This is a genomic window from Butyricimonas sp. Marseille-P3923 (genome assembly GCF_900184685.1).
GTDB lineage: Bacteria > Bacteroidota > Bacteroidia > Bacteroidales > Marinifilaceae > Butyricimonas > Butyricimonas muris.
Map to the genome: position 1 here is coordinate 185,073 of NZ_FXXL01000007.1, position 20,035 is coordinate 205,107.

Here is a 20,035-nt window from a genome sequence, read left to right on the forward strand (position 1 = left end):
TTTGACAAGTTACAAGTTGCATTCGCTTTCCGAGAGTTACAAGTTCATGATTAACCTGCAACTTGCCGGAGGTAAATGCAACTTGCAACCTGTAACTATTTATTATATAAATGTTTAATGCCAACCCGGTGTCCCGCTACGGCGAAGTAGAGAATAAACAGGTAGCACGGTAATACCATCCAGTAAGCGCCTTGGAAGCCCATGCAGGTGGTGAGTGAGCCGTATAGCATCGGAAGCAAGGCTCCCCCGGCGATAGCCATGATAAGCAGAGCCGATCCGGTTTTCGTGTGACGTCCCAAGCCGAAGATGGCGAGCGGGAAGATTGCCGGCCACATCAGCGAGTTAGCAAGGCTTAACAAGGTCAAACACCAGATAGACACGTTAGCCGGAAGAACGGCGGTGCATATCCCGAGGATGACGCCGAGGACGGCACAGTAAGCTAAAGCCCGTTCTTGGGTGATGTATTTCGGGATGGCGATGATGCCGATAATGTAACCGACGATCATGGCAATCATGCCGAAGGTCGGGAATACCCGGGCGGCTTCCATGTTCATGTTTAATGATTTGGCGTACCCGATGACCGTGTCGATGGCGATAACCTCGACTCCCACGTAAAGGAACAAGGTGACGATACCGATCCACAAGTGCGGGAAACTGAATATACTTGATTTACCCCCGTGTTGGATACTGCCTTCTTCTTCTTCCGGGTCTTCGATCTGGGGAAGCGGAGAGAAACGCACGAACAGCGCTAGCACGACGAGCGACACCATAATCACGACGTAGGGTATGATGGATTTCGATGCCAGAAGGTCGAGTTCTGCCGCTTTTTGGATAGGATCCATAGTCTTTAAACTTGCTTCCAGTGCATCGATGTTTTTCAACATGATAGACCCGAGGATAAGCGGGCTGATGGCTCCTGCCACCTTGTTGCAAATACCCATGATGCTCACCCGTTGGGCGGCACTTTCCGGGGCTCCCAATTCAATCACGTAGGGGTTGGATGCGGTTTGCAGCACGGACAATCCCGTACCCATGATAAAAAGTCCCAGCAGGAACAGACCGTAGGTGCGAGTCATCGCCGCGGGTATAAACAGTAATGCCCCGACTGCCATCACGAGCAACCCGAGCATCATGCCGTTTTTGTAGCCTGTCTTGCGCAATACCCATGACGAGGGTAGTGCCATGACAAAGTAGGCAATGTAGAAAGCGAAGGTCACGAGGTAGCTTTGCCACTCGTGTTGCAGTTCGCAAGCGATTTTAAGATAAGGGATTAGGGTAGCGTTCAACCACGTGACGAACCCGAAGATAAAGAAGAGAATTCCAATAATGATAATCCCCATGCTGTAAGAATTTTTCTTTTGTTCCATCATCATCTAATTAATAATATACATAAACACGTAAACACATAAGAGTCCTACAAAGTTATTAATTTTTGATAATGATGGATGAAATTGTAGAAAATTATTGCCCGGAGAGGGGAGAATAATAAAACGAGGCTGCCGAAACAACCTCGTTTACAATCTAATAAAGAAAATAGAGATGTTAGTTAGTGTGTTTTTGCTAATTCCGCTTCCAGTTCGTCACTGCTGTGCCCCGAGAAAATGATTTTCCCGTCGGGGTCGATAAACAAGAAGGTCGGTATAGACTTGAGATTATAGTATTTGCCGACTTCTTTGCTCAAAGCACGGGTAGCGAGGAACTGGGACCAAGGCAACTTTTCTTCTCCCATGGCCTTTTGCCACTCTTTTTCCTCTTTGTCCAGTGATACGCTGATAAAATGGACCTTTTCCCCGTGCAGCTTGTACATCTCCCGTAAGTGAGGGAAACTTGCCCGGCACGGTCCGCACCACGATGCCCAGAAGTCGATCAACGTGTATTGTCCCGCCTTCAATTGGGCGAGGAGAGATAGCGTGTCGCCTTTCGGGGTTATCACTTTTCCTTCCTGTAACGGTTTGCCTTGGGCGAATGCGCTCGCTTCTTTCAGGTATTGGCGGAAATTTTTAAGCCCCGGGCAAGTATCCCGGTAGGAAGCGAAGAGTTGTTCCAGTTCATCGAGATAACGTTGGTCGTAGGTAAAAGGTTCTTTTTTCAATTCCTCGACTAACACCAGATTCACGGCGAGGTTCGAGTGACCCGCTATAAATTCCCAGGTTTGCCGAGCCAGTTCTGCTTGTGCCGCTACCATTCTTTTGGCGTCTTCCGGTTGTTTGTTCTTTTGGAATCTAAACGTTCGGAGAAGATGGCGGGTCGGGATAGTTTGTTGCTGGTAGGCATAATAAATATCTTGTGCCGGGGAACCCGTTAGCGTGTAGTTTTTCTCTTTACGAATATCGTATTTCCAGAAAGAGTGAGGCAGACTGTCCACGTGAGGTGTGGTAAATGTCAATTCCCCGTTCTCCACGAAGAAATTGATATCCGCGTAAATAATTTTGTTTTCTTCTTTTATGTTTTTTCGGTCACAGATGTCTTGGTTATTCAAGCGTAGTTCGCAGAGAGTGGGTTGTTCCAGTTTTCCCCGGAATTCGAATCGCTCGTTGACGATAAATCCCTTAAGACGTTCTTTGTTTTCCCCGGGGATAGCTAATTCTATTTCCGTGCTGTCCATTGCCCCGGGAATGGTACCGCGAAGCACGAAATGATCCATGGGTTTCATGTCACAGGCGCTTATGGCGCTTGCCAGTAATAAGAATGATAGGTATCTTTTTTTCATGTGCATCTTATTTTTTATCAGATTGTTTTTCCTTGTTCAAACGTTTTTTGTATCCGTCTAATATCCATTTCGTGTAGCGTTTATCGTCGTCGTCGGGTAAATTGGGAAGTACTTTTTCCCCTAGGGCGATAAGGCGAGCGTAATCTTCTTTTTCCAACCTATCCCCGAAGCACGACAATATGATGTCATAAGTACTGAGATCGTTGCTTGATAAGTTTTCAGCCTTTTTTTCCATGTGGGCGATAACTTGTTGCGTGAGTTTTTTGCCGAGTTTCCCGTAGTTAGCGGGATAAGGTTCTTGGGTTTTCCACAAGATGGCACGGAATCCGAAAGCGTACATTTTCAATTCTTCGGCATTCACGTGTGGTATTTTTGCTTTCACGATGGCGGCAACCTTTTCGATATCTCGTTGGCTGACAGGTTCTGCCAAGGCTAACATTTTTTCCAGACTTTCTTGTCCCTTGATACGGAAGCCGTTGATTTGTGCTTTCACTTTCTCCACGGGGGCGGCGTCTTCTTTGGCGTACCCGGCGATGTAATCCTGTAATATCTTAGCATGGTGATAGAACAAGAATTTCTCCACGATTTCTTCGCCCGTGTTCTTTCGGATGGCATCGAGGTTCGCCAGCAGGAAGTCGAACATGGGAGAACCGATCACGCAACTTTCGTCCTCGTAAATTGACCAGTATGCTTTCTCGGTCTTTTCCTTGTCCGTGAGGCGTTGCAATAACTCCTTGTACACCTTAGCGGCTTTCTTGTCACTGGCAGCATCCGATAAGGCATTTTTATATGCCAAAAGTTCGGCATTGCTCATCTTGCCTTTCTCGTATTCTTGCTGCATGTACAGTAGCGAGGTCTTCTCGTTCAAGCCTTTTTCCACTCTATCGATAAAAGTTTCCAGCTTGTCGCCCCCGACCAATTTGTGTTGTATCGTGCCGTCGGGACGGATGATAACGAAAGTGGGGTAGGCGTGCACGTCGAATTTTTTAGCCAGTTCCACGCCTTCACCTTTCTCCATGTCGTATTTCACGCACACGAAACGGGGATTGAAGTAATCTCCCGCCTCTTTTCGCGGGAACACGTTATTCGCCATGTTCTTGCACGGTCCGCACCACTCGGTGTAGCAGTCCATGAACACGAGTTTGTTCTCTTTTTTCGCTGCCTCTAGGGCTTCAGTGAATGTTAAATCACGGAAGTTCACGCCTTCCTGCGCGAACACCGTGATTTGTACAAACAAGATAGCGATAAACAAATAGATTTTTTTCATACAGGTAATTTTTACAATACGAATTTATTATTGATTATTTTCCACTAATTGGCGTACGGTTAATTGCAGGGCGTCCGCGTCGTGACTACTGAACACGACCCTTCCTGCCGGGTCAAGAAGCACGAGCCGGGGTATGCTGGTGACATTGTAGTTCGTGAATATGTCATTGTAGCTTTTTTCACCCGAGTAAGTCAATTGCGTCCACGGCATATTCTCCTCTTTTAAAGCCTCTTCCCAATCAGCTTTTTTCTCGTCCATCGAGATACTGATCACGTTCAATTGTTCCCGATTGTATTGGTCATATAGCTTTTTCACGGATGGTATAGCTGCCCGGCATGGACCACACCACGATGCCCAAAAGTCAATCAGCGTGTAACTCCCCGGTCGCACGTGATTGGACAATTGTTCCTTTTCGCCTTTCGTGTTTTCCATTTCCAAGTCGGCGTAGCGTATTCCCTTGTATCGTTTCATTGCCAGTTCCATTTTTTCCCGGAACCGAGGTCTGCGTATTGAGTCCTCAACTTGTTCCGCCACACGGGCGAGTTCTTCCAGTTCTTCCCGGGTGCGGGTGAAGTCCTTTTCTATCATTTTCTCTGCGATATAGAATGACACGGGAGAAGTCGGGTGCTGACGGATGAAATTCATTCGGGCGTTATCTACGATGTTTTCTTTCTCTATTTTTTGCGGGTAAAATTCAGCGTAGATTTTGTCATATAACTCTTTCGGGTACTCGTACTTGTGGTAAAAGTTTAACTTGGAAAGTGTGTCGTCGGCTTGAAAGGCGTCCAACTCTAACGGTAGTAACTCTTCCCTGTAACTATTGAATTCCTTTAGCAGTGCGCTGCCTGTCACTGCGCCGACACGCTCGCTTGCGAAAGGCATAAGCGTACTTACATAACCGATACTGTCGAAATGGGGAACATCAAGTGTCAAGCATGAGTTATCAAGGAAAATCCAAGTTTTTCGATTTTTTATGTCACGTTTCTCGGTCACGAGCGGGCGGTTTGAGACTGTTAATTCACAAAAAGTAGGTGAAGCAACTTGCCCGTGTAGTTCGAAACGTCCGTTGCGAACGGTGTCTGTTGCCAACAGTATGGCATTTTTCCCTTCAATATTTCTGAGCGTGACGGTCATTCCGTCCTTTAGCCCGGGAAAGTTACCCCGGATGGAATATTTCTCTTCATGAGAAGTGCAAGCGGCACTCAATAAAAGTGCCCCGATAAAAGCGTATAAAAATTTCATTGCGAGTGTTTTTGAATTTATATCATTATGAAATCAAACGAGTTTATTCACGTTTGATTTCATTTGATTCCTAGTAGCGGTTTAGTCTTGTGCATCTCGCACGTAACGTACACTCATGTATTTCGAGAAATTGCCTTCGTAATTCGTGTCATAGCTTTTTGTAGCATTTCGCTCGATTTGTGAGGTGGTACAAGATACTTTTCGGAAATACACGGTCGGGGCAAGAGTCATGTCATTTTCGGATACCGCTTCCGTGGCAGTCCAAAAATAACCGTGTTCTCTCAAGTGTCGGTGACGTACATCTGCGGGACGACCGTACACTAAAGCGAATCCACCCAATCGTAGCAACATCCCGCTACCTGTCGCGTCTTGTTGGAGCAATGCGCCTTCAACGCTTCCGCGCATTCCGGTTGCTTCTGCCTCTGATTCGGACATACCCATGGCTTGTTCCAGTTTTTTCCAATCGTCATCGGTAGGTAGACGCCAGCCTTCGGGGAGTAATTCTGCATTCTTCAACGCTTCTTCGTAAGTGTACATGTTGCCGTAATTATCCCAATCCATGGCGGCCTGTTCTCTATCGGTATCGACTACATACACGAGGTCTCCCCAATCGTCAACTCTTTTTTGTTCGTAATAGCGTTCTCCGGCCTTGAAATTGCTGGTCATCCAATCCAGTCCCGCGTAACGAACCCACCCGTATTCGTTACCTTCATTGTCTTTAACGGTTCCTTCCGCTTCCGGTTTTATCTCGGGCAGGCGATTATTGTCATCGTCGTTACATCCGATACATACCGAGAGTATCACGACTAATATATATCCAAATATCTTTTTCATATGCTGTTTATTTATTTAAAAAACAAATCCCATGTCACTAATTATTTTTTTAATTAAGCTGTATTTCGTGCGAACGATAGGATAGTCTTTATACTCCTCCATAAATTCTTCCTCCGGAGTATTGAAAATAGCTTTAACGTAAGTATCTCTATCGTCTGAGGCGTAGCTGGGAAACCATCCTCTCGTGCTGACTGAAATGAATCCACACTCGTTGGCAATTTGTTTACAGTATGCGTAATATTCATTGTAAGCTTGTACAGCCTCGTTTTGAAGGTATTCTTCTTCATTTATTTCTCCTGCTTCGTAAGCATCCTTTGCATCATCATAATCATCTTTATAATTGTCATAAAAATCATCATAATAATCATAGAAATCCTCGTAGAAATCAACGTAATCATACCAATAGTATTCATCGCTGAATGCGTTGAATTCATCAAAAATAGCTTTGTCTAACTTTTCCATTTTATTCGTGACGATGGATTGGAAGATTGTCGTGCAATAATTACTGTACGCTTGTTCATCCTCCGTACCGAGAACCGGTTTCATATTCAGAGCCAGACAACGTTCACCCTCGTAATAATCAATAGTTCTCCATTTTTTCCCGTACCAATCGGAGAGATTATCCACTAACAGGAATGAATAGGGGCGTACCGATTTGCCCAAGTGCGGAAGTATGTAATCTTCAACAAACTTGATGGCTTCCTCTTTTGTCGTTTGTGTATTTATATACTCGAATTGGAAGTCTTTTCCATCATCACTTCTAAGAGAGTAACCTAAATCTATTGTTTCCGTGTACCAGTAAGGCGTGCCGTCCGCGTAAGTGCCCCGTTGTTCGTGGCGAAGAGTATCATTGAAAAGCACGTGAACCCCGTGGTCTTCATAGAATTTGCGTCTTATCACCGATTCCGGGTCTGTCGCGTTTTCCGACACGGAGAAATAATCATCGCGTTCGCCAGTCGGCTCTAGTGAATCTTCCTTGCTGCATGCTCCTAAAAGCAAACTAAAGATAATAAGGTAAAATATTTTGTCCATCTTATATTCCATTAATAGTTAATAGTTTCGTATGGTTCTCGGTCCGGGCGTTCGTTTTTGCCCAGCGTGTTCTGGAATTCGATTACTTCTCGTGGAAGAGCCAACGTGTAAGCCTTGTCGTCTTTCTCCAGTCGATAGTAACGAGCTTGGGAAATCACTTGGGAGTATGTATCCGGGTCCATTTTGAAATCATAATAGACGTGCGTGTACTCTTTGGACCAACGATATTTGTCGCATACCGTGTAGCGGCGTAAGTCATACCAGCGATGACCTTCCAGGCAAAGTTCGCGTTGGCGTTCCAGTCGTATGGAATCGACAAGCGCGTTTCCCGTGGCGTTAAGGGCGGGAAGAGTTTTGTATCGTTTACCACGTAATAATTGGAGTTTCTCGCGTGCGATATCCTCGTCATTGTCCAATGCGGCGGCTTCTGCCAGATTTAAATATGCCTCGGTTGTGCGGAACAAGTAGTTATCCGAGATAGGACATTTGGATGCCGCATGTTCTTTCATGTCCCACCGTACTTTCTGGAAGATGAAATAATCTCCCTCTTTTTTGATGTAGTGTTTCTTTCTCAAATCATTGTCATTAAAAGCGTTGCACAACTCCTCCGAGATGTAGAACGGGCGCTCGTTGTCGTAATGCCGGCGACCTTCGTATCCCATGATGCCGGTTGATAATTGGTGTCCTCCCATGGAAAACAGGATTTCGGGCAACGAGGCATTCAGGAAATTGCCATTTTCGTCGGCAAAACCGTTCAAATCGGTTAGGGCATCGTTGCGGTCAAGCACAAGTTGGGCGTATTTCCGGGTATTCGGGTAGTCCTGCATGTAAAGATAAACCCGGCTCATCAGCAAATAGGTAGCCGTTAAATCGGCATGATAAATGGATACTCGTTCCGTTTGTTTCAAGCAGGCTTCTGCTTTTTCCAAATCATCGATGATTTGAGCGTACACCTCGGATAACGTCCCCAAGTGATAATCCTTATCTTCAATATAAGAGGTTAATTTTAACGGGATACCCGGGGTTGAAGCCGCTTTGGATGGTTCGTAAGGAGCGGCGTAGAGATTGGCAAGGGTGAAATAATACAAGGCGCGTAGGAAATACGCTTCGCCTTCGATTCTGATTTTGTCGAGTTCTTCACTTTTATTGCGTGCGGTTACACCATTCAGTTCGTCCAGTATCATGTTGGTCGTGTTGATGTATTTGTAGCTCTTTTCCCAACATTCGTCTTCTGAGCTGATACTTGTTCCCTTGGGATTCATGCCCACTTGGCGTTGCCAAGTGAAATAGCCGAACAATGCCTCCGGGTCAGCAACCTCCAAACGGTTCTCGTTGATAGGTCCTTGTTGCAGTTCGTCCGACATGAAATGGATGAATAGGTTGTAAGGTTGTAGGGCGGAAGAATTATATTCTTCGTAAAATCCCACGGGAAGATAGGCATCTCCCAATAGCAATTCGTTCAAATCGTCGACGGTTTCAACCTTTGCCAAATCTTGAGAATACTCTTCAAGAAAGCTAGAACAAGCCGTTAGGGTGAATAGGAGGAATACTATAAATATATTTTTCATAGCAGGTTGTTTTAAAATGAAACGTTCAAACTAAACGAATAAGTAGGGCGGTCGGACAAGGACACTTCCGTGAATCCTTGTGTAGGGGTTTGCCCTTTTAACTTTTTGGAGCAAATCGTGAATAAATTGGTGCCTGATAACGAAATGGCAAGTCTGCTTAATCTTAATTTGGGCAGAATGCGTTCGCCAAACTCGTACGTGAAACTCAAATTGGAGCATTTCAAGTAGTTACCGCTAACGACACGTGCATCCGAATAGTCGTACATATCCCATAAGTTGTCGGCAAATGTTTGAATATTATAGAAGTTGACACCTGACCAATGTTCGTTGTAATCGAAGAAATATCCACTGTTGTAGGAGATAATAGCCGGGATATTCGTGTGTTTCTCATCCCCCGGATTTTTCCAACGGTTCAATAATTCGCGATGAAGATTACTTTCCGGTGCTATTTTAAGACGCTCGTTATAGCGGAATGTTCTGAATAGCCGGACTTTTGACCCCAAGCTGTAGGCAAACATCCCGTTCATGCGCAAGTTCTTGTAGCGTAAAGTCGTGCTTAGGCTTCCGGACATATACGGTTCGCGGCGTCCGGAAGCAGTTAATACTTTTTTGAAAGTATCGTATTTGCTTAATCCGTCCAATTCGTGTTGACGGTCTTCGTAGTCATCGAATATCGGACCGCCGTTGACGGGACTTAACCCGATAAATCGGTACGAGTAGAAAGTATTTACGGCTTTGTTTTTCACGACCACGGTCCCGTCGAGGAAATCTTCGTAATCGTAGGTTTGTGAATCCGGGTCGCTTTTCACTTTGTTGAAATCTTTCGAGAACGAGGTCGACAGCAACCAGTTCCAAGTTTTACTCTTGATAGGGTTGAAGGTAACATCGATGCCGTATCCTTTATTTTCAATGTCGCCACCGTTGATGCTATAAGAATCCAATCCGTTTATGGTAGCGATTTTCTTGGTCATGAAGGCATCTTTTGTCCGTTTGTAGTAATATTCCGCCTCGATTTGGATGCGGTTGTCCAGAGCGGCAACCGTAAGACCGAGATTGAGCGATTGCGTTTTTTCCCATTTGAGGTTCGGGTTAGGCACTTGGTTCACCGATGCGGTCATCTCCTTGTAATAAGGGTCGAAAGGATTTTTTTGCATCAATAGCACCGGTGAAACATCCGAAAGCATATTCCCTTGGTACCCGTACGACATTTTAAAACTCAGGTAGTTGAGCCACACCCGTTTGAAGAAATCGTGTTCCGTGAGATTGTAATTCCCGGATGCCGACCAGATGGGAAGGAATTTGTCATTACTCTTGTCCCCGAATCGGTTTGACCCGTCGGTACGTCCGTTCACGTTTAGGGTAAAATAATTCCGGTAACTGTAAGAAATACTCAAATAGCCCGAAACAATGTTGGACAGGTCATCTTTAATCGAGGGAGTATTATTGGCAGCCCAAGCCGCATAGGCAGGGTAATCTTCTGCGTTGATGTTGTTCACGAACATTTTTCCCCGTTCGGGATAGTATCCTCTGTGAACAGACGAGAAACCGTTATAACGCGTGGAACTCATCTCGAAACCGCCGCTGGCATTGATGTTATGTTGTTCGTCTGCTCCCCAGTATTTATTGGCATTCACCTGCAAACGTGCCGTGTAAGAGTTTTGCCGGGTTTCGTTGTGCTTTAATTCACCCCCGAAAGGAAGTGTACCTTCGCTCCATGGAGTTTCCCCGTAATTAGCTCTACGAATAGTGGCGACATGCCATGTGTGTTCGCCCCAGTAGCCTTCTATTTCCGTGTTGGAATTCGTGTAAGAGAGAATGGCTTGTGCGTTCAGCCAGTCTGTAAAACGGAATTGCAGGTTTGTGTTGACCGTGATTCCAGAGGCGTTTTGTTTGGAGTAACTGTTTTCGAGTTCGTTCAATATATTGTAATTCCAATATGAGTTACTTGTGCTTTCATATTTTTCGTAGTACGCGTATTCTCCCTCCTCGTCATAGGCGGGGATAGCACGACTGGAATTGTAAGCGTAATCCAGCGGGGCAATTTCATCCTGATTATATTTTTTCTTGCTGATATTCCCTTGTAACTGAACGGAAGCGGTGAACCATTGACTGAATGTGGTTTCAAGATTCAGGGATGCCGTGTAACGTTGGTTATAATTTCCCTTGATGACGTCATTGTCACGGGTGAACCCGATGGACGAGTAATAACGGGTTTTCTCCGAACCGCCCGACATGCTTAACGTGTGTTGGTGCGAGAACGTATCTTCGGTCAACAGGTCGAACCAATCCGTGTTCACCGTTTCCAAGCGTGCCACTTTTTCGGCAAATTGTTTGTCCGTAATTTTTCCTTGATAGAGTTCTGATAATAATCCCTCGTATCCGACCATGTTAGCGTTATAATCGTATTGATAATGTTGCTCGTGAAGTTCCCGCGACACTTGGATTCTTTCCCGGGAGTTCATCAAGTCTATTTTGCGGTCGGAATAACGCGGACGCTGACGGAAGGTAGCTGTCATGTTATAGTTGATAACCGGTTTCCCGATATGACCTTTTTTAGTCGTAACCACGATGACTCCATTGGCAGCTTTTGCCCCGTACAAGGCGGTTGCCGCCGCGTCTTTCAATATATCCAAACGCTCGATGTCCTGCGGGTTTAGTCCCGCGATGGCATTACCGATGCGGTTGATATAGTCCGGGTCATTCAATTCTTCTGCTTGGATTGGCACGGGGTCTTGCACGATGATTCCGTCCACTACCCATAATGGTTCACGATTACCCACCAAAGTCGATGTACCACGGATACGAATTTTTGGAACGACACCCACTTCACCCGAGTTGGTCATCAAAATCATTCCCGGTACCCGACCTTCCAGCATTTGGTCAATGGATGTTGCGGAAGCAATCATGATATTGTCAACGTTTAATGTTTTGACGGCACTCGTGTTTTTTCTCCGGTCCACTCGTTGGTAACCCGTCACCACTACTTCCTCCATCTCTTGCGTGTCTTCTTCCAGTACCACCTTTAACAACTCTTCCCCCTTGTACCGAATCGTTTGCGTCTTCATCCCGATGAAGGACACGAGCAACTCGATATTGTTCGTGTCCTTCGGTTGCACGAGCTCGAACCGTCCCTCGGCGTTGGTCGACACCCCGAGTGTTGTCCCTTTTATCATAACCGTCACGCCCGGTAGCGGTTCTTTATTCTTATCCGTGACGATACCTTTGATTTTTCGTATCTCTTCTTGCTTTTGGATGATAGCCTTGCGGAGCACGATAACGTTCTCGTGAATACTGTATTCCAACCCGCTACCTTTCAGGCATACGTCCAGAATAGACCGTATATCGGCGTCCTTCATGTGAACGGATAGGTTCCCGAGGTGACCGACTTCTTCCACGTTGTAAACAAACGTGTATTCACTCTGTTGTTTAATCGTTTGCATCACGTCACGGATACTCCCGTTCTCGACCTCTACCGTCAGGAGAGCCTCTTGCGCGAGGACTCCCGCCGATAGATTCATGCAAAACAACAACATTAACAATGCGTTTAGCTTCATAATTAGCAACAATTTTTTTAATTTTTCATGCACGGGGGCATGAATAAAACAATCATTTTTCATACTTTTGTTTTATAGGTTTATAATTACACTCGCTTTGACGGGGGAGTGTATATCATTAAATTTGTGGCAGGTCGTGTTGGTAGCATGACCTGTTTTCTTTTATCTACTTGATGTATATGGTATTGCCCTCCTTCCTGCATTTGACCACCCGGGTTTCCTCTATAAAGTTGAGTACCTTGTCTATATCATCATAGCGGGATACTTCAAGCGTGAACCGGCGTTGTTTGGCATTTTCATTTTCAAAGACCACTCGGAACTCGTACCAGCGGGCGAGAGTTTCCATGATTGAGGCAAGGGGTTCTTCGTCGAAGTAGAACATATCCCGTACCCATGCCGTGACTACTCGCGTGTCTACTTCTTTCACCTCTATTCGCGGGTTATCCCGGCTGGTGATGGCTTGTTGTCCCGGACTGATGACCTGAGTAGTAACCTCGTTGCTTACTTCAACCTTACCGTTGACGAGGGTTGTGGCTACTTCTTTTTCCGAGTCATACGCGTTCACGTTGAATGTCGTGCCCAACACGGCAATCTCAGTTCCTGCCGCGTGAACGATAAATTGTTTGGATGTATCGCGGGTTACTTCAAGATAGGCTTCCCCGCTTAACCACACTTCCCGGGTATCCCCGTTGAACGCTACCGGGTATTTCAAGGTACTTTCCGAGTTAAGTTTCACGACCGTGTTGTCCGCGAGTTTCACGGTGTATTCCCCGTATTTGGGTACAATGATTTTGTGGTAAACGGGAATTTCTTGGAGTGATTCCTGCTCGACTGTCGTGTAATCAATTTCTTTTTGATTCATCTCGAGAGGGATACTTGCAGTTTGTTTGATAGCGGCATGTTCTTCCCGGTCGAGGGTGATGGTGTTGCCATTCTCGAGCACGAGTTGCACCGAGTTCAGCGGGCGTGGCGTCATTATTTCATCGGCTTTATCCCGCGAATAGAAATGCAGAATACCCGTCGTGAGTAATACTGCCGCGCAGCAGGCGACAGCCGTGTAACTTACCCGGCGCCACGTGGTGTATCTTTTCGGGCGTACCCGGTATCTTCGGGTGAAGTCCTGCCACGCTTTCTCGGTGGTTGGCATCCCGTTGTTCCGGGAAGTTCCCGCGTGCAACAGTTTTTCGTAAAGTTGACGGTTTTCCTCGCTTTGTGCCGCCCACGCCGCCAGCCGCCGTTCTTCATCCTCCGGTAGAACCCCCAGTTTGTGCAGGGCAACCAGACGTGCGACTTCGATTCTTTTTATAATTTGTTTTTCCATATTCATTCGTTCTTCTCTTTGAATACGGATGAGGTCGAAAAGCGGGTGAGTCGATTTCTAGATTTTTAATAAATATTTCGCGAAGAATAATATAACGTATTCTTTACCAATGATTTCTCGTAGCTTTGAATACATCTCTTTTTTTAGCGATTTGACCGAATTGATAGAAATACCCAACGTGTCGGCTATTTCTTGGTTCCCCAATCCGTCGAGTGCAAGACGGGCTATTTCAAGACTGCGACCGGTCAATTGTGCAACGGCGGCTTGAACGAAACGTATCATTTCTTGGTTCGTGATTTCATCCAGAAAGAAATCATCGGAGTATAATTTCTCTTTCAATTCATCGACGTCTTCCGTGTTGAATTTTTCGTGCCTCAAGACGTCCATGCAGAGATTCTTGGCCGTGATATAAAGAAAGGCTATGGCATTTTGACGGGAATAAGCATCATCAAGCCGCTCGTACAGTTTGAAGAAGGTTTCTTGTGTCACGTCCATGGATTGTTCCCGGTCTTTCAAATAGGTATGACAAAATCCCACCACTGCTTGAAAGTGACTCATGTACAATTCTTTGAACGTGTCTATGCTTTTAATGCCGTTTTCCATGCCTCGTGAGTTGAAAGTACAAATATAATGTTAATATTTTAAAAGTCGAAATATTACAATTTCCCCATTATACTCTTGACCAATAAATACACTCTTGTCCCAATACTTTGAGGCCATCTATCCGTTGGCGATACATCCAATTTTTCGGCTCTTTCTATTGCGATATCAATATACGGTAGGAGTGCCATAGCGTCATAATCAGACTCGTGATAATGTCCTGTCAAGTCTTTCACGCGCTTCTTCAGCCATGTATCTTGACTGTTTATTTTTTTGTTCACGGATAACTTGTCCAATTGTCCCTTGCTATATAAAGCAATATCTTCCACGTGGAGAAGTAACCATAGTTCAAAACATGGGTTGCTCACGCAGAATCGCAAGTTGCTGTTTTGCGCGCAATGTTGTGCCACAGATGAAAGCATTTTGTCCTTCCATTTGTCTTTATCCACGACAATCCACAATTGGTCATCATCTTCTATGTTATATTCAGCCATAAATCTGCGAATCTGTTCGTAAACATTTTCGGGACTCGAATTATTGGAATCCCGGTGCAAAACTTCCACGTGCACGTCTGAGGCGCACAATGAGATTTTCATTGACTCGAAATAAATGTTCTCGGTATTTCTACCTTCAGCTGCGATAACAACCAATCTCGCGGATTTTATCCCTTCCCGTCGTTCAAAGTCTTTTCGTTTTCTCATCGCTTTTTACCATTTTAAACTTTTGATGGGAGCAAAGAATGGAATTGCGCCGTATCTTCCTTGTAGATAGCCTTTACGTATGTCTTCCCTCGGTTTATATTCTGCAAGGGAAGTAAGATGTGATGCACCTTCATGACCTTTTTCTATAAACCACACTTCATCTGCACGAATTAAATCTAAATTCAATAAGTTAGATTCATGGGTAGAAAAAATCAATTGGGTGTCCCGTTCATCGGAAAGATGGTTGAAATAATATTCCAATAACTTTTGCGAAAGCATCGGGTGCATGCTACGGTCTATTTCATCGACTAGATAAACCGATTCATTCAATCGAAGGTCAATCAACATAGGTATGAAATCCAATAAGCGGATGGAACCGTCGGATTCTTCGCTCATCTCAAACGGAACTTCATCATTGTCGGACGTTTTATGGATCGCAGTTTGTTTATATGTAGTTGTTATTCCCTCCGAATCTGTTTCAAAGAAATAAATTGTCGAGTCGGAGGATGATGCTATGACATAATTCTTGTTCGGTTCAGCATCGGACAAAAGGTTATTTATCAGGTCTTTGGGCAAATCTACATCTTCTTTACTCACCTTGATACGGCGTATATCCGCGATGCCCGTGTTGAAATACTCTAACAAGGACTTCGTCGCTGCCGCGAAATCCTTGTCTTTTTCTACGCGAATAGATATACCGTTATAGCGTGAATTTGGGAAGATAATCTTTAAATTTTCTTTCATCCAACGATACACATCATTGACGAGAGGCAATCCTTTCCCGTTTCGTTTGATATATTCGGCGAGAAAACTATCTGTTACAGGCGTACTCTGGCTTATAAATTTCAATAATTGTTGAGTTTCCGCGTTACCGTTGACTGGACCAAACGTGAATTCATTACCCTCTGCTGTAACTTTACGTGTATAAATTTCTCTATCCGTGCGGCTATTAATTTCATAGAGCCATTCTTCCGTGATACCTTTGATTGTAAATTCTACTCCATACGCGAAGAATTTCTTTCCTGCTTTAAATTCCAGTTCGATTTTTGAGGGTAGATTATTCGGTTTGGTCAATTTGAATGGTTCAATATATTTCTTGGGTATACTTGACAAAGCAATTTTTTGTATCATGGAAACGGCCTTGATGATGTTGCTTTTACCGGAAGCGTTAGCACCATAAATAATGCCGGTCTTCAAAACAGAAATACCATCACGTTTTTCCGCTCGGCTAACCTGTTCCCCATGTATTGTACTTTTCCCTGCAACAAAACTAATTTCAGTTTCTTCCTTGAAAGAATATAAATTCTTTATTGTTACTCGTAATATCATAGTTTTGACGAATTATATCAATTTATCATGCAAATATAGCAAAAAGGACAATGTGTTTGGGAATATATTGTCAAATTCTTACAAAATTTTTGTTGGTAAATTACGGTGGGCTATTATTGTGTTGTTTTCTTGCGGGAACTTGCATGGTTTGGCGTTTTTTAGGCATTTTGTTGATGTGGGGTGAATGACATAGAAAAATGACAAGAAAGGCGTAAAATAAAGTAAATAACAGTTATAATATATCTATATTATTTATAGTTGCTTTATAGCATCTCCTATTCAAATCCTATTCAACTCCTATTCAACCTCTATTAAAATAGAAAAATAATAGGATTTAATTAGGAAATGAAAAGGTTATTTTACAAATTAAATAAGAAGGAAATAAATAGTATATTTAATTTTTATATAGGAATACATGCTGTTTTTCTTGTTTACCAATTCTCGATAACCGCAATCGGGTCATCACTGTTTCTTTCAGAAATTATCACTACTTTTGCATATGTCATCAATAATTTATTGCTAGTTTCTGGAACCATTCTTTAAAGAAGAAAAATAGACCAATGAAAGAAGAAAATAAAATTATACTTTATCAAGACGATAACGAAATAACTCGTGTATCTGTGCGTTTTGCCGATGAAGATGTATGGCTGACACAAAATCAGTTGGCTGAGATTTATAGTACAACTCAACAGAATATTAGCCAGCATGTAGATAATATCTATAAGGATGGGGAGTTGGGGGTGGAGGCAACTCACAAGAAATTCTTGTTAGTTCGCCAAGAAGGTAAGCGTCAAGTCAAAAGAGATATAGATCATTATAATTTGGATATGGTAATTGCTCTAGGTTATCGTGTTCAGTCGCAAGTTGCGACTCGCTTCCGTCGTTGGGCAACGCAGCGACTTCACGAATATATCCAAAAGGGCTTTGCAATGGATGATGAACGATTGAAGCAAGGTGGCAATCTATTGCCCATAAAAGAAAAATACTTGTCGGCAAAGGTAACATATCACATAAACAGGCTATAGAAAAGGCAGAAAAAGAGTTCGAGATATATCGTAAACGAGAAATGGAATTGCTTGAAAGTGATTTTGATAGAGAGATAAAGAGGTTGAAAGATAAAAATTGATTTTTTTCGCGAGTTCTTTGTATCTTCGCACGTTGAATAGATTTGAATGAAAATGGAAAAGAAAGGTTTGATAGTTGCCGTGGACGGGCATTCTTCGACGGGAAAAAGTACTGTTTCCAAGATTTTGGCGGCACGTTTAGGATATACTTATATAGATACGGGTGCGATGTACAGGATCGTGACCTTGAGAGCGATGCGGGACGGGTTGATTCGTGATGGCAAGGTGGACGACGAGGGGTTGAAACGAGTACTTCCGTCGATTGTTTTCGGTTTCAAGTACAATGACGAGAAGAAACGTTACGAGTCGTACATGAACGGGGAGTACGTGGAGAAGGCTATCCGGGGACTGGATGTGTCGGATAACGTGAGTCTGGTTGCTTCGTTGCCTTACGTGCGGGAGTTGCTGGTGGAGAAACAGCGGGAAATGGCGAGTGCCGGTGGCGTGATCATGGACGGTCGGGACATCGGTAGCGTGGTGTTTCCGAACGCGGAAGTGAAATTCTTTATGACAGCGAGTCCGGAGGTACGGGCGCGACGTAGGTACGAGGAGTTGAAGGGAAAAGGGGAGCAGGTGACGTACGAGGAAGTGGAAGCGAACGTGCGCAAGCGGGATTATATCGACGAGCACCGGGAAACAGCCCCGTTGGTACGGGTGCCGGATGCCGTGTTGATTGATAATAGCGATATGACGGTGGAGGAGGAAGTAGAAGAAATGATAAAGCTCATTCGTTCACGATATGAAAGTAGAGATTGACGAGAATTCCGGTTTCTGTTTCGGCGTGGTGAACGCTATCGCCAAGGCCGAGGAGGAGTTGCAGCAGGGGGAACTTTATTGCATCGGGGATATCGTTCACAACAATCTGGAGGTGGATCGCTTGAAAGGATTGGGGTTGCGGACAATAGACCACGAGGCGTTTGCCGACTTGCGGGATTGCCGGGTATTGTTTCGGGCGCATGGCGAGCCGCCTAGTTCCTACGCTTTGGCGGAAAAAAATAATATTGAAGTGATAGACGCTTCGTGCCCCGTGGTATTAAATTTGCAGCAGAAAATCAGAGCGGCATACGAACGGGTGAAAGCGAACGGTGGACAGATCGTGATATACGGGAAGCGGGGGCATGCCGAGGTGAACGGGTTGGTAGCGCAGACGAATGGGGAAGCGTTGGTCGTGGAGCGGGAGGAAGATTTGAATGAGATAGATTTTTCACGATTGGTTATCCTGTTCTCGCAGACGACGAAAAGCCTTGACGGGTTCAAGCGGATCGAGGAGTTGGTGAGAGCGTGTGCCCGCGGCGGCGTGGAGGTGAATGACACGATTTGCCGCAAGGTGGCAAACCGAATCCCGCAGTTGAGGGAGTTCGCGGTGCGACACGACGTGGTACTGTTCGTGAGCGGGGAGAAGAGTTCTAACGGCAAACAGTTGTTTGCCGTGTGTCGGGAAGCGAATCCGAGAACCTATTTCGTGCAAGGTGTAGCTGATTTGAGCGATGAGATGTTCGAGGGGGCGGAAAGCGTGGGAATCAGTGGAGCAACATCGACACCGAGATGGGTGATGGAAGAGATAAAGAATGCGGTGATTTAAGATTTATGATTTATGATTTATGATTTTGGATTGAAGTAGAGCAAGTAAGAATATAAATTGATTGGTTGTAATTGGCATTTTCAATTTTCAACTTTCAATTTTCAATTGAATGATTATGGGAAAGATTAAAAGAATAGGTGTTTTGACCTCCGGGGGGGATGCTCCGGGGATGAATGCCGCTATTCGGGCGGTGGTGAGAGCGGCGATTTTTAATGGCTGTGAGGCATACGGGATTTATGACGGTTACGAGGGGTTGATCGAGGGAAACATGAAAAGACTGGAATCTCATGACGTGAGTAATATCATACAACGCGGGGGAACGATCTTGAAGACGGCCCGAAGTGCAGAATTCCGTACGGTGGAAGGACGTGCAAAGGCTTACGAGCAGATGAAACAGAACGGGTTGGACGCGTTGGTGGTGATTGGTGGAGATGGTACGTTCTCCGGCGCCCGCTTGTTGTGTCAAGAGCATAACGTGCCTGTCGTGGGGGTTCCCGGTACGATAGACAACGACCTGTACGGTACGGATTACACGATCGGCTACGATACGGCGGTGAATACAGTGGTGGATGCTGTCGATAAAATACGCGACACGGCGAGTTCCCACAACCGCTTGTTCTTTATCGAGGTGATGGGACGAGATGCCGGGTTTATTGCCTTGCGTTCGGCTGTTGCCACGGGTGCGGAAGCGGTGCTGGTGCCGGAGATTGAAACGGACGTGAATGATTTGGACAAGTTTTTGGAACATGATTATAAACCTCATAAGTCGAGTGGTATCGTGATCGTGGCAGAGGGTGACAAGTCGGGAGGAGCCTACACGATCGCGGATAAGATATCCAAGAAGCACCCGGAGTATGACGTGCGGGTGACCGTGTTGGGGCATATTCAACGAGGTGGTTCTCCTTCGGCATTCGACCGCGTGATGGCAAGCACGTTGGGCGTGGCGGCGGTAGATGCTTTGCTGGACGACCAGACCAGTATCATGGTGGGTATCATGAACAAGGACACCGTGCATGTGCCGTTCAACAAGGCGATTAAAAATTCCAAACCGTTGAATCATAATTTGCTGGGGTTGACGGAAATCTTATCAATTTAGTGATTTATGATTTTAGATTTAAGATTAAACTCCTCCGTCAGCTACGCTGCCACCTCCTCTATAAACAGAGGAGGA

At 45.0% G+C, this 20,035-nt stretch carries 15 protein-coding genes and 1 pseudogene; 4 read left to right on the forward strand and 12 right to left on the reverse strand.

The genetic code is table 11. From position 1 onward, the window contains the following. Positions 1-95 precede the first annotated feature (95 nt). The 12 genes from CS948_RS12225 to CS948_RS12280 all read right to left on the reverse strand — a co-directional run bounded on the left by CS948_RS12225 (position 96) and on the right by CS948_RS12280 (position 16,158). Positions 96-1,367, reverse strand: coding sequence for a sugar MFS transporter (locus CS948_RS12225; RefSeq protein ID WP_255301996.1), 1,272 nt, complete (start codon positions 1,365-1,367; stop codon positions 96-98). A gap of 179 nt (positions 1,368-1,546) precedes the next feature. After that, on the reverse strand, positions 1,547-2,710 hold the full coding sequence (locus CS948_RS12230; protein ID WP_176555040.1) for a TlpA disulfide reductase family protein: 1,164 nt from the start codon (positions 2,708-2,710) through the stop codon (positions 1,547-1,549). Between the two features lie 7 nt (positions 2,711-2,717). Next, positions 2,718-3,977 (reverse strand): thioredoxin family protein, encoded by a 1,260-nt coding sequence (locus CS948_RS12235; protein ID WP_099292020.1) that lies wholly within the window; start codon positions 3,975-3,977, stop codon positions 2,718-2,720. Between the two features lie 27 nt (positions 3,978-4,004). Then, positions 4,005-5,219: a TlpA disulfide reductase family protein gene (locus tag CS948_RS12240; protein WP_099292021.1), complete on the reverse strand. Its 1,215-nt coding sequence runs from the start codon at positions 5,217-5,219 to the stop codon at positions 4,005-4,007. An 81-nt stretch (positions 5,220-5,300) separates the two neighbouring features. Next, on the reverse strand, positions 5,301-6,053 hold the full coding sequence (locus tag CS948_RS12245) for a fibrobacter succinogenes major paralogous domain-containing protein (RefSeq protein ID WP_099292022.1): 753 nt from the start codon (positions 6,051-6,053) through the stop codon (positions 5,301-5,303). A 15-nt stretch (positions 6,054-6,068) separates the two neighbouring features. Continuing rightward, positions 6,069-7,085, reverse strand: coding sequence for a hypothetical protein (locus CS948_RS12250; protein WP_141560943.1), 1,017 nt, complete (start codon positions 7,083-7,085; stop codon positions 6,069-6,071). An 11-nt stretch (positions 7,086-7,096) separates the two neighbouring features. After that, positions 7,097-8,653 carry a RagB/SusD family nutrient uptake outer membrane protein gene (locus CS948_RS12255; RefSeq protein WP_099292024.1) on the reverse strand — a complete coding sequence of 519 codons (1,557 nt, stop codon included), beginning with the start codon at positions 8,651-8,653 and terminating at the stop codon, positions 7,097-7,099. Between the two features lie 11 nt (positions 8,654-8,664). Continuing rightward, positions 8,665-12,207, reverse strand: coding sequence for a SusC/RagA family TonB-linked outer membrane protein (locus CS948_RS12260; protein WP_255301997.1), 3,543 nt, complete (start codon positions 12,205-12,207; stop codon positions 8,665-8,667). Between the two features lie 166 nt (positions 12,208-12,373). Then, positions 12,374-13,528 carry a FecR family protein gene (locus CS948_RS12265; protein ID WP_176555041.1) on the reverse strand — a complete coding sequence of 385 codons (1,155 nt, stop codon included), beginning with the start codon at positions 13,526-13,528 and terminating at the stop codon, positions 12,374-12,376. Positions 13,529-13,585: 57 nt separating this feature from the next. Continuing rightward, positions 13,586-14,131 carry an RNA polymerase sigma factor gene (locus CS948_RS12270; protein ID WP_099292027.1) on the reverse strand — a complete coding sequence of 182 codons (546 nt, stop codon included), beginning with the start codon at positions 14,129-14,131 and terminating at the stop codon, positions 13,586-13,588. Between the two features lie 53 nt (positions 14,132-14,184). Then, positions 14,185-14,829 carry an RloB family protein gene (locus CS948_RS12275; protein ID WP_099292028.1) on the reverse strand — a complete coding sequence of 215 codons (645 nt, stop codon included), beginning with the start codon at positions 14,827-14,829 and terminating at the stop codon, positions 14,185-14,187. Positions 14,830-14,835: 6 nt separating this feature from the next. Further along, positions 14,836-16,158 (reverse strand): ATP/GTP-binding protein, encoded by a 1,323-nt coding sequence (locus tag CS948_RS12280; protein ID WP_099292029.1) that lies wholly within the window; start codon positions 16,156-16,158, stop codon positions 14,836-14,838. A gap of 560 nt (positions 16,159-16,718) precedes the next feature. Between CS948_RS12280 and CS948_RS12290 the strand changes: the two are divergent. The 4 genes and pseudogenes from CS948_RS12290 to pfkA all read left to right on the forward strand — a co-directional run bounded on the left by CS948_RS12290 (position 16,719) and on the right by pfkA (position 19,960). Continuing rightward, positions 16,719-17,284: pseudogene (locus CS948_RS12290) on the forward strand (virulence RhuM family protein). Between the two features lie 52 nt (positions 17,285-17,336). Then, positions 17,337-18,038 (forward strand): (d)CMP kinase, encoded by a 702-nt coding sequence (cmk, locus tag CS948_RS12295; RefSeq protein ID WP_099292031.1) that lies wholly within the window; start codon positions 17,337-17,339, stop codon positions 18,036-18,038. Further along, positions 18,022-18,864, forward strand: coding sequence for a 4-hydroxy-3-methylbut-2-enyl diphosphate reductase (locus CS948_RS12300; RefSeq protein ID WP_099292032.1), 843 nt, complete (start codon positions 18,022-18,024; stop codon positions 18,862-18,864). Before cmk ends, CS948_RS12300 begins: the two co-directional genes overlap by 17 nt. 115 nt (positions 18,865-18,979) lie before the next feature. Continuing rightward, positions 18,980-19,960, forward strand: a complete 981-nt coding sequence (gene pfkA / locus CS948_RS12305) for a 6-phosphofructokinase (protein WP_099294467.1) — start codon at positions 18,980-18,982, stop codon at positions 19,958-19,960. The last annotated feature ends 75 nt before the right edge of the window (positions 19,961-20,035 follow it).

Excerpts from the sequence above, each read along its gene's own strand:
- CS948_RS12225 (WP_255301996.1), bottom strand. The coding sequence starts at position 1,367 with ATGGAACAAAAGAAAAATTCTTACAGCATGGGGATTATCATTATTGGA.
- CS948_RS12230 (WP_176555040.1), bottom strand. The coding sequence starts at position 2,710 with ATGAAAAAAAGATACCTATCATTCTTATTACTGGCAAGCGCCATAAGC.
- CS948_RS12235 (WP_099292020.1), bottom strand. The coding sequence starts at position 3,977 with ATGAAAAAAATCTATTTGTTTATCGCTATCTTGTTTGTACAAATCACG.
- CS948_RS12240 (WP_099292021.1), bottom strand. The coding sequence starts at position 5,219 with ATGAAATTTTTATACGCTTTTATCGGGGCACTTTTATTGAGTGCCGCT.
- CS948_RS12245 (WP_099292022.1), bottom strand. The coding sequence starts at position 6,053 with ATGAAAAAGATATTTGGATATATATTAGTCGTGATACTCTCGGTATGT.
- CS948_RS12250 (WP_141560943.1), bottom strand. The coding sequence starts at position 7,085 with ATGGACAAAATATTTTACCTTATTATCTTTAGTTTGCTTTTAGGAGCA.
- CS948_RS12255 (WP_099292024.1), bottom strand. The coding sequence starts at position 8,653 with ATGAAAAATATATTTATAGTATTCCTCCTATTCACCCTAACGGCTTGT.
- CS948_RS12260 (WP_255301997.1), bottom strand. The coding sequence starts at position 12,207 with ATGAAGCTAAACGCATTGTTAATGTTGTTGTTTTGCATGAATCTATCG.
- CS948_RS12265 (WP_176555041.1), bottom strand. The coding sequence starts at position 13,528 with ATGGAAAAACAAATTATAAAAAGAATCGAAGTCGCACGTCTGGTTGCC.
- CS948_RS12270 (WP_099292027.1), bottom strand. The coding sequence starts at position 14,131 with ATGGAAAACGGCATTAAAAGCATAGACACGTTCAAAGAATTGTACATG.
- CS948_RS12275 (WP_099292028.1), bottom strand. The coding sequence starts at position 14,829 with ATGAGAAAACGAAAAGACTTTGAACGACGGGAAGGGATAAAATCCGCG.
- CS948_RS12280 (WP_099292029.1), bottom strand. The coding sequence starts at position 16,158 with ATGATATTACGAGTAACAATAAAGAATTTATATTCTTTCAAGGAAGAA.
- cmk (WP_099292031.1), top strand. The coding sequence starts at position 17,337 with ATGGAAAAGAAAGGTTTGATAGTTGCCGTGGACGGGCATTCTTCGACG.
- CS948_RS12300 (WP_099292032.1), top strand. The coding sequence starts at position 18,022 with ATGAAAGTAGAGATTGACGAGAATTCCGGTTTCTGTTTCGGCGTGGTG.
- pfkA (WP_099294467.1), top strand. The coding sequence starts at position 18,980 with ATGGGAAAGATTAAAAGAATAGGTGTTTTGACCTCCGGGGGGGATGCT.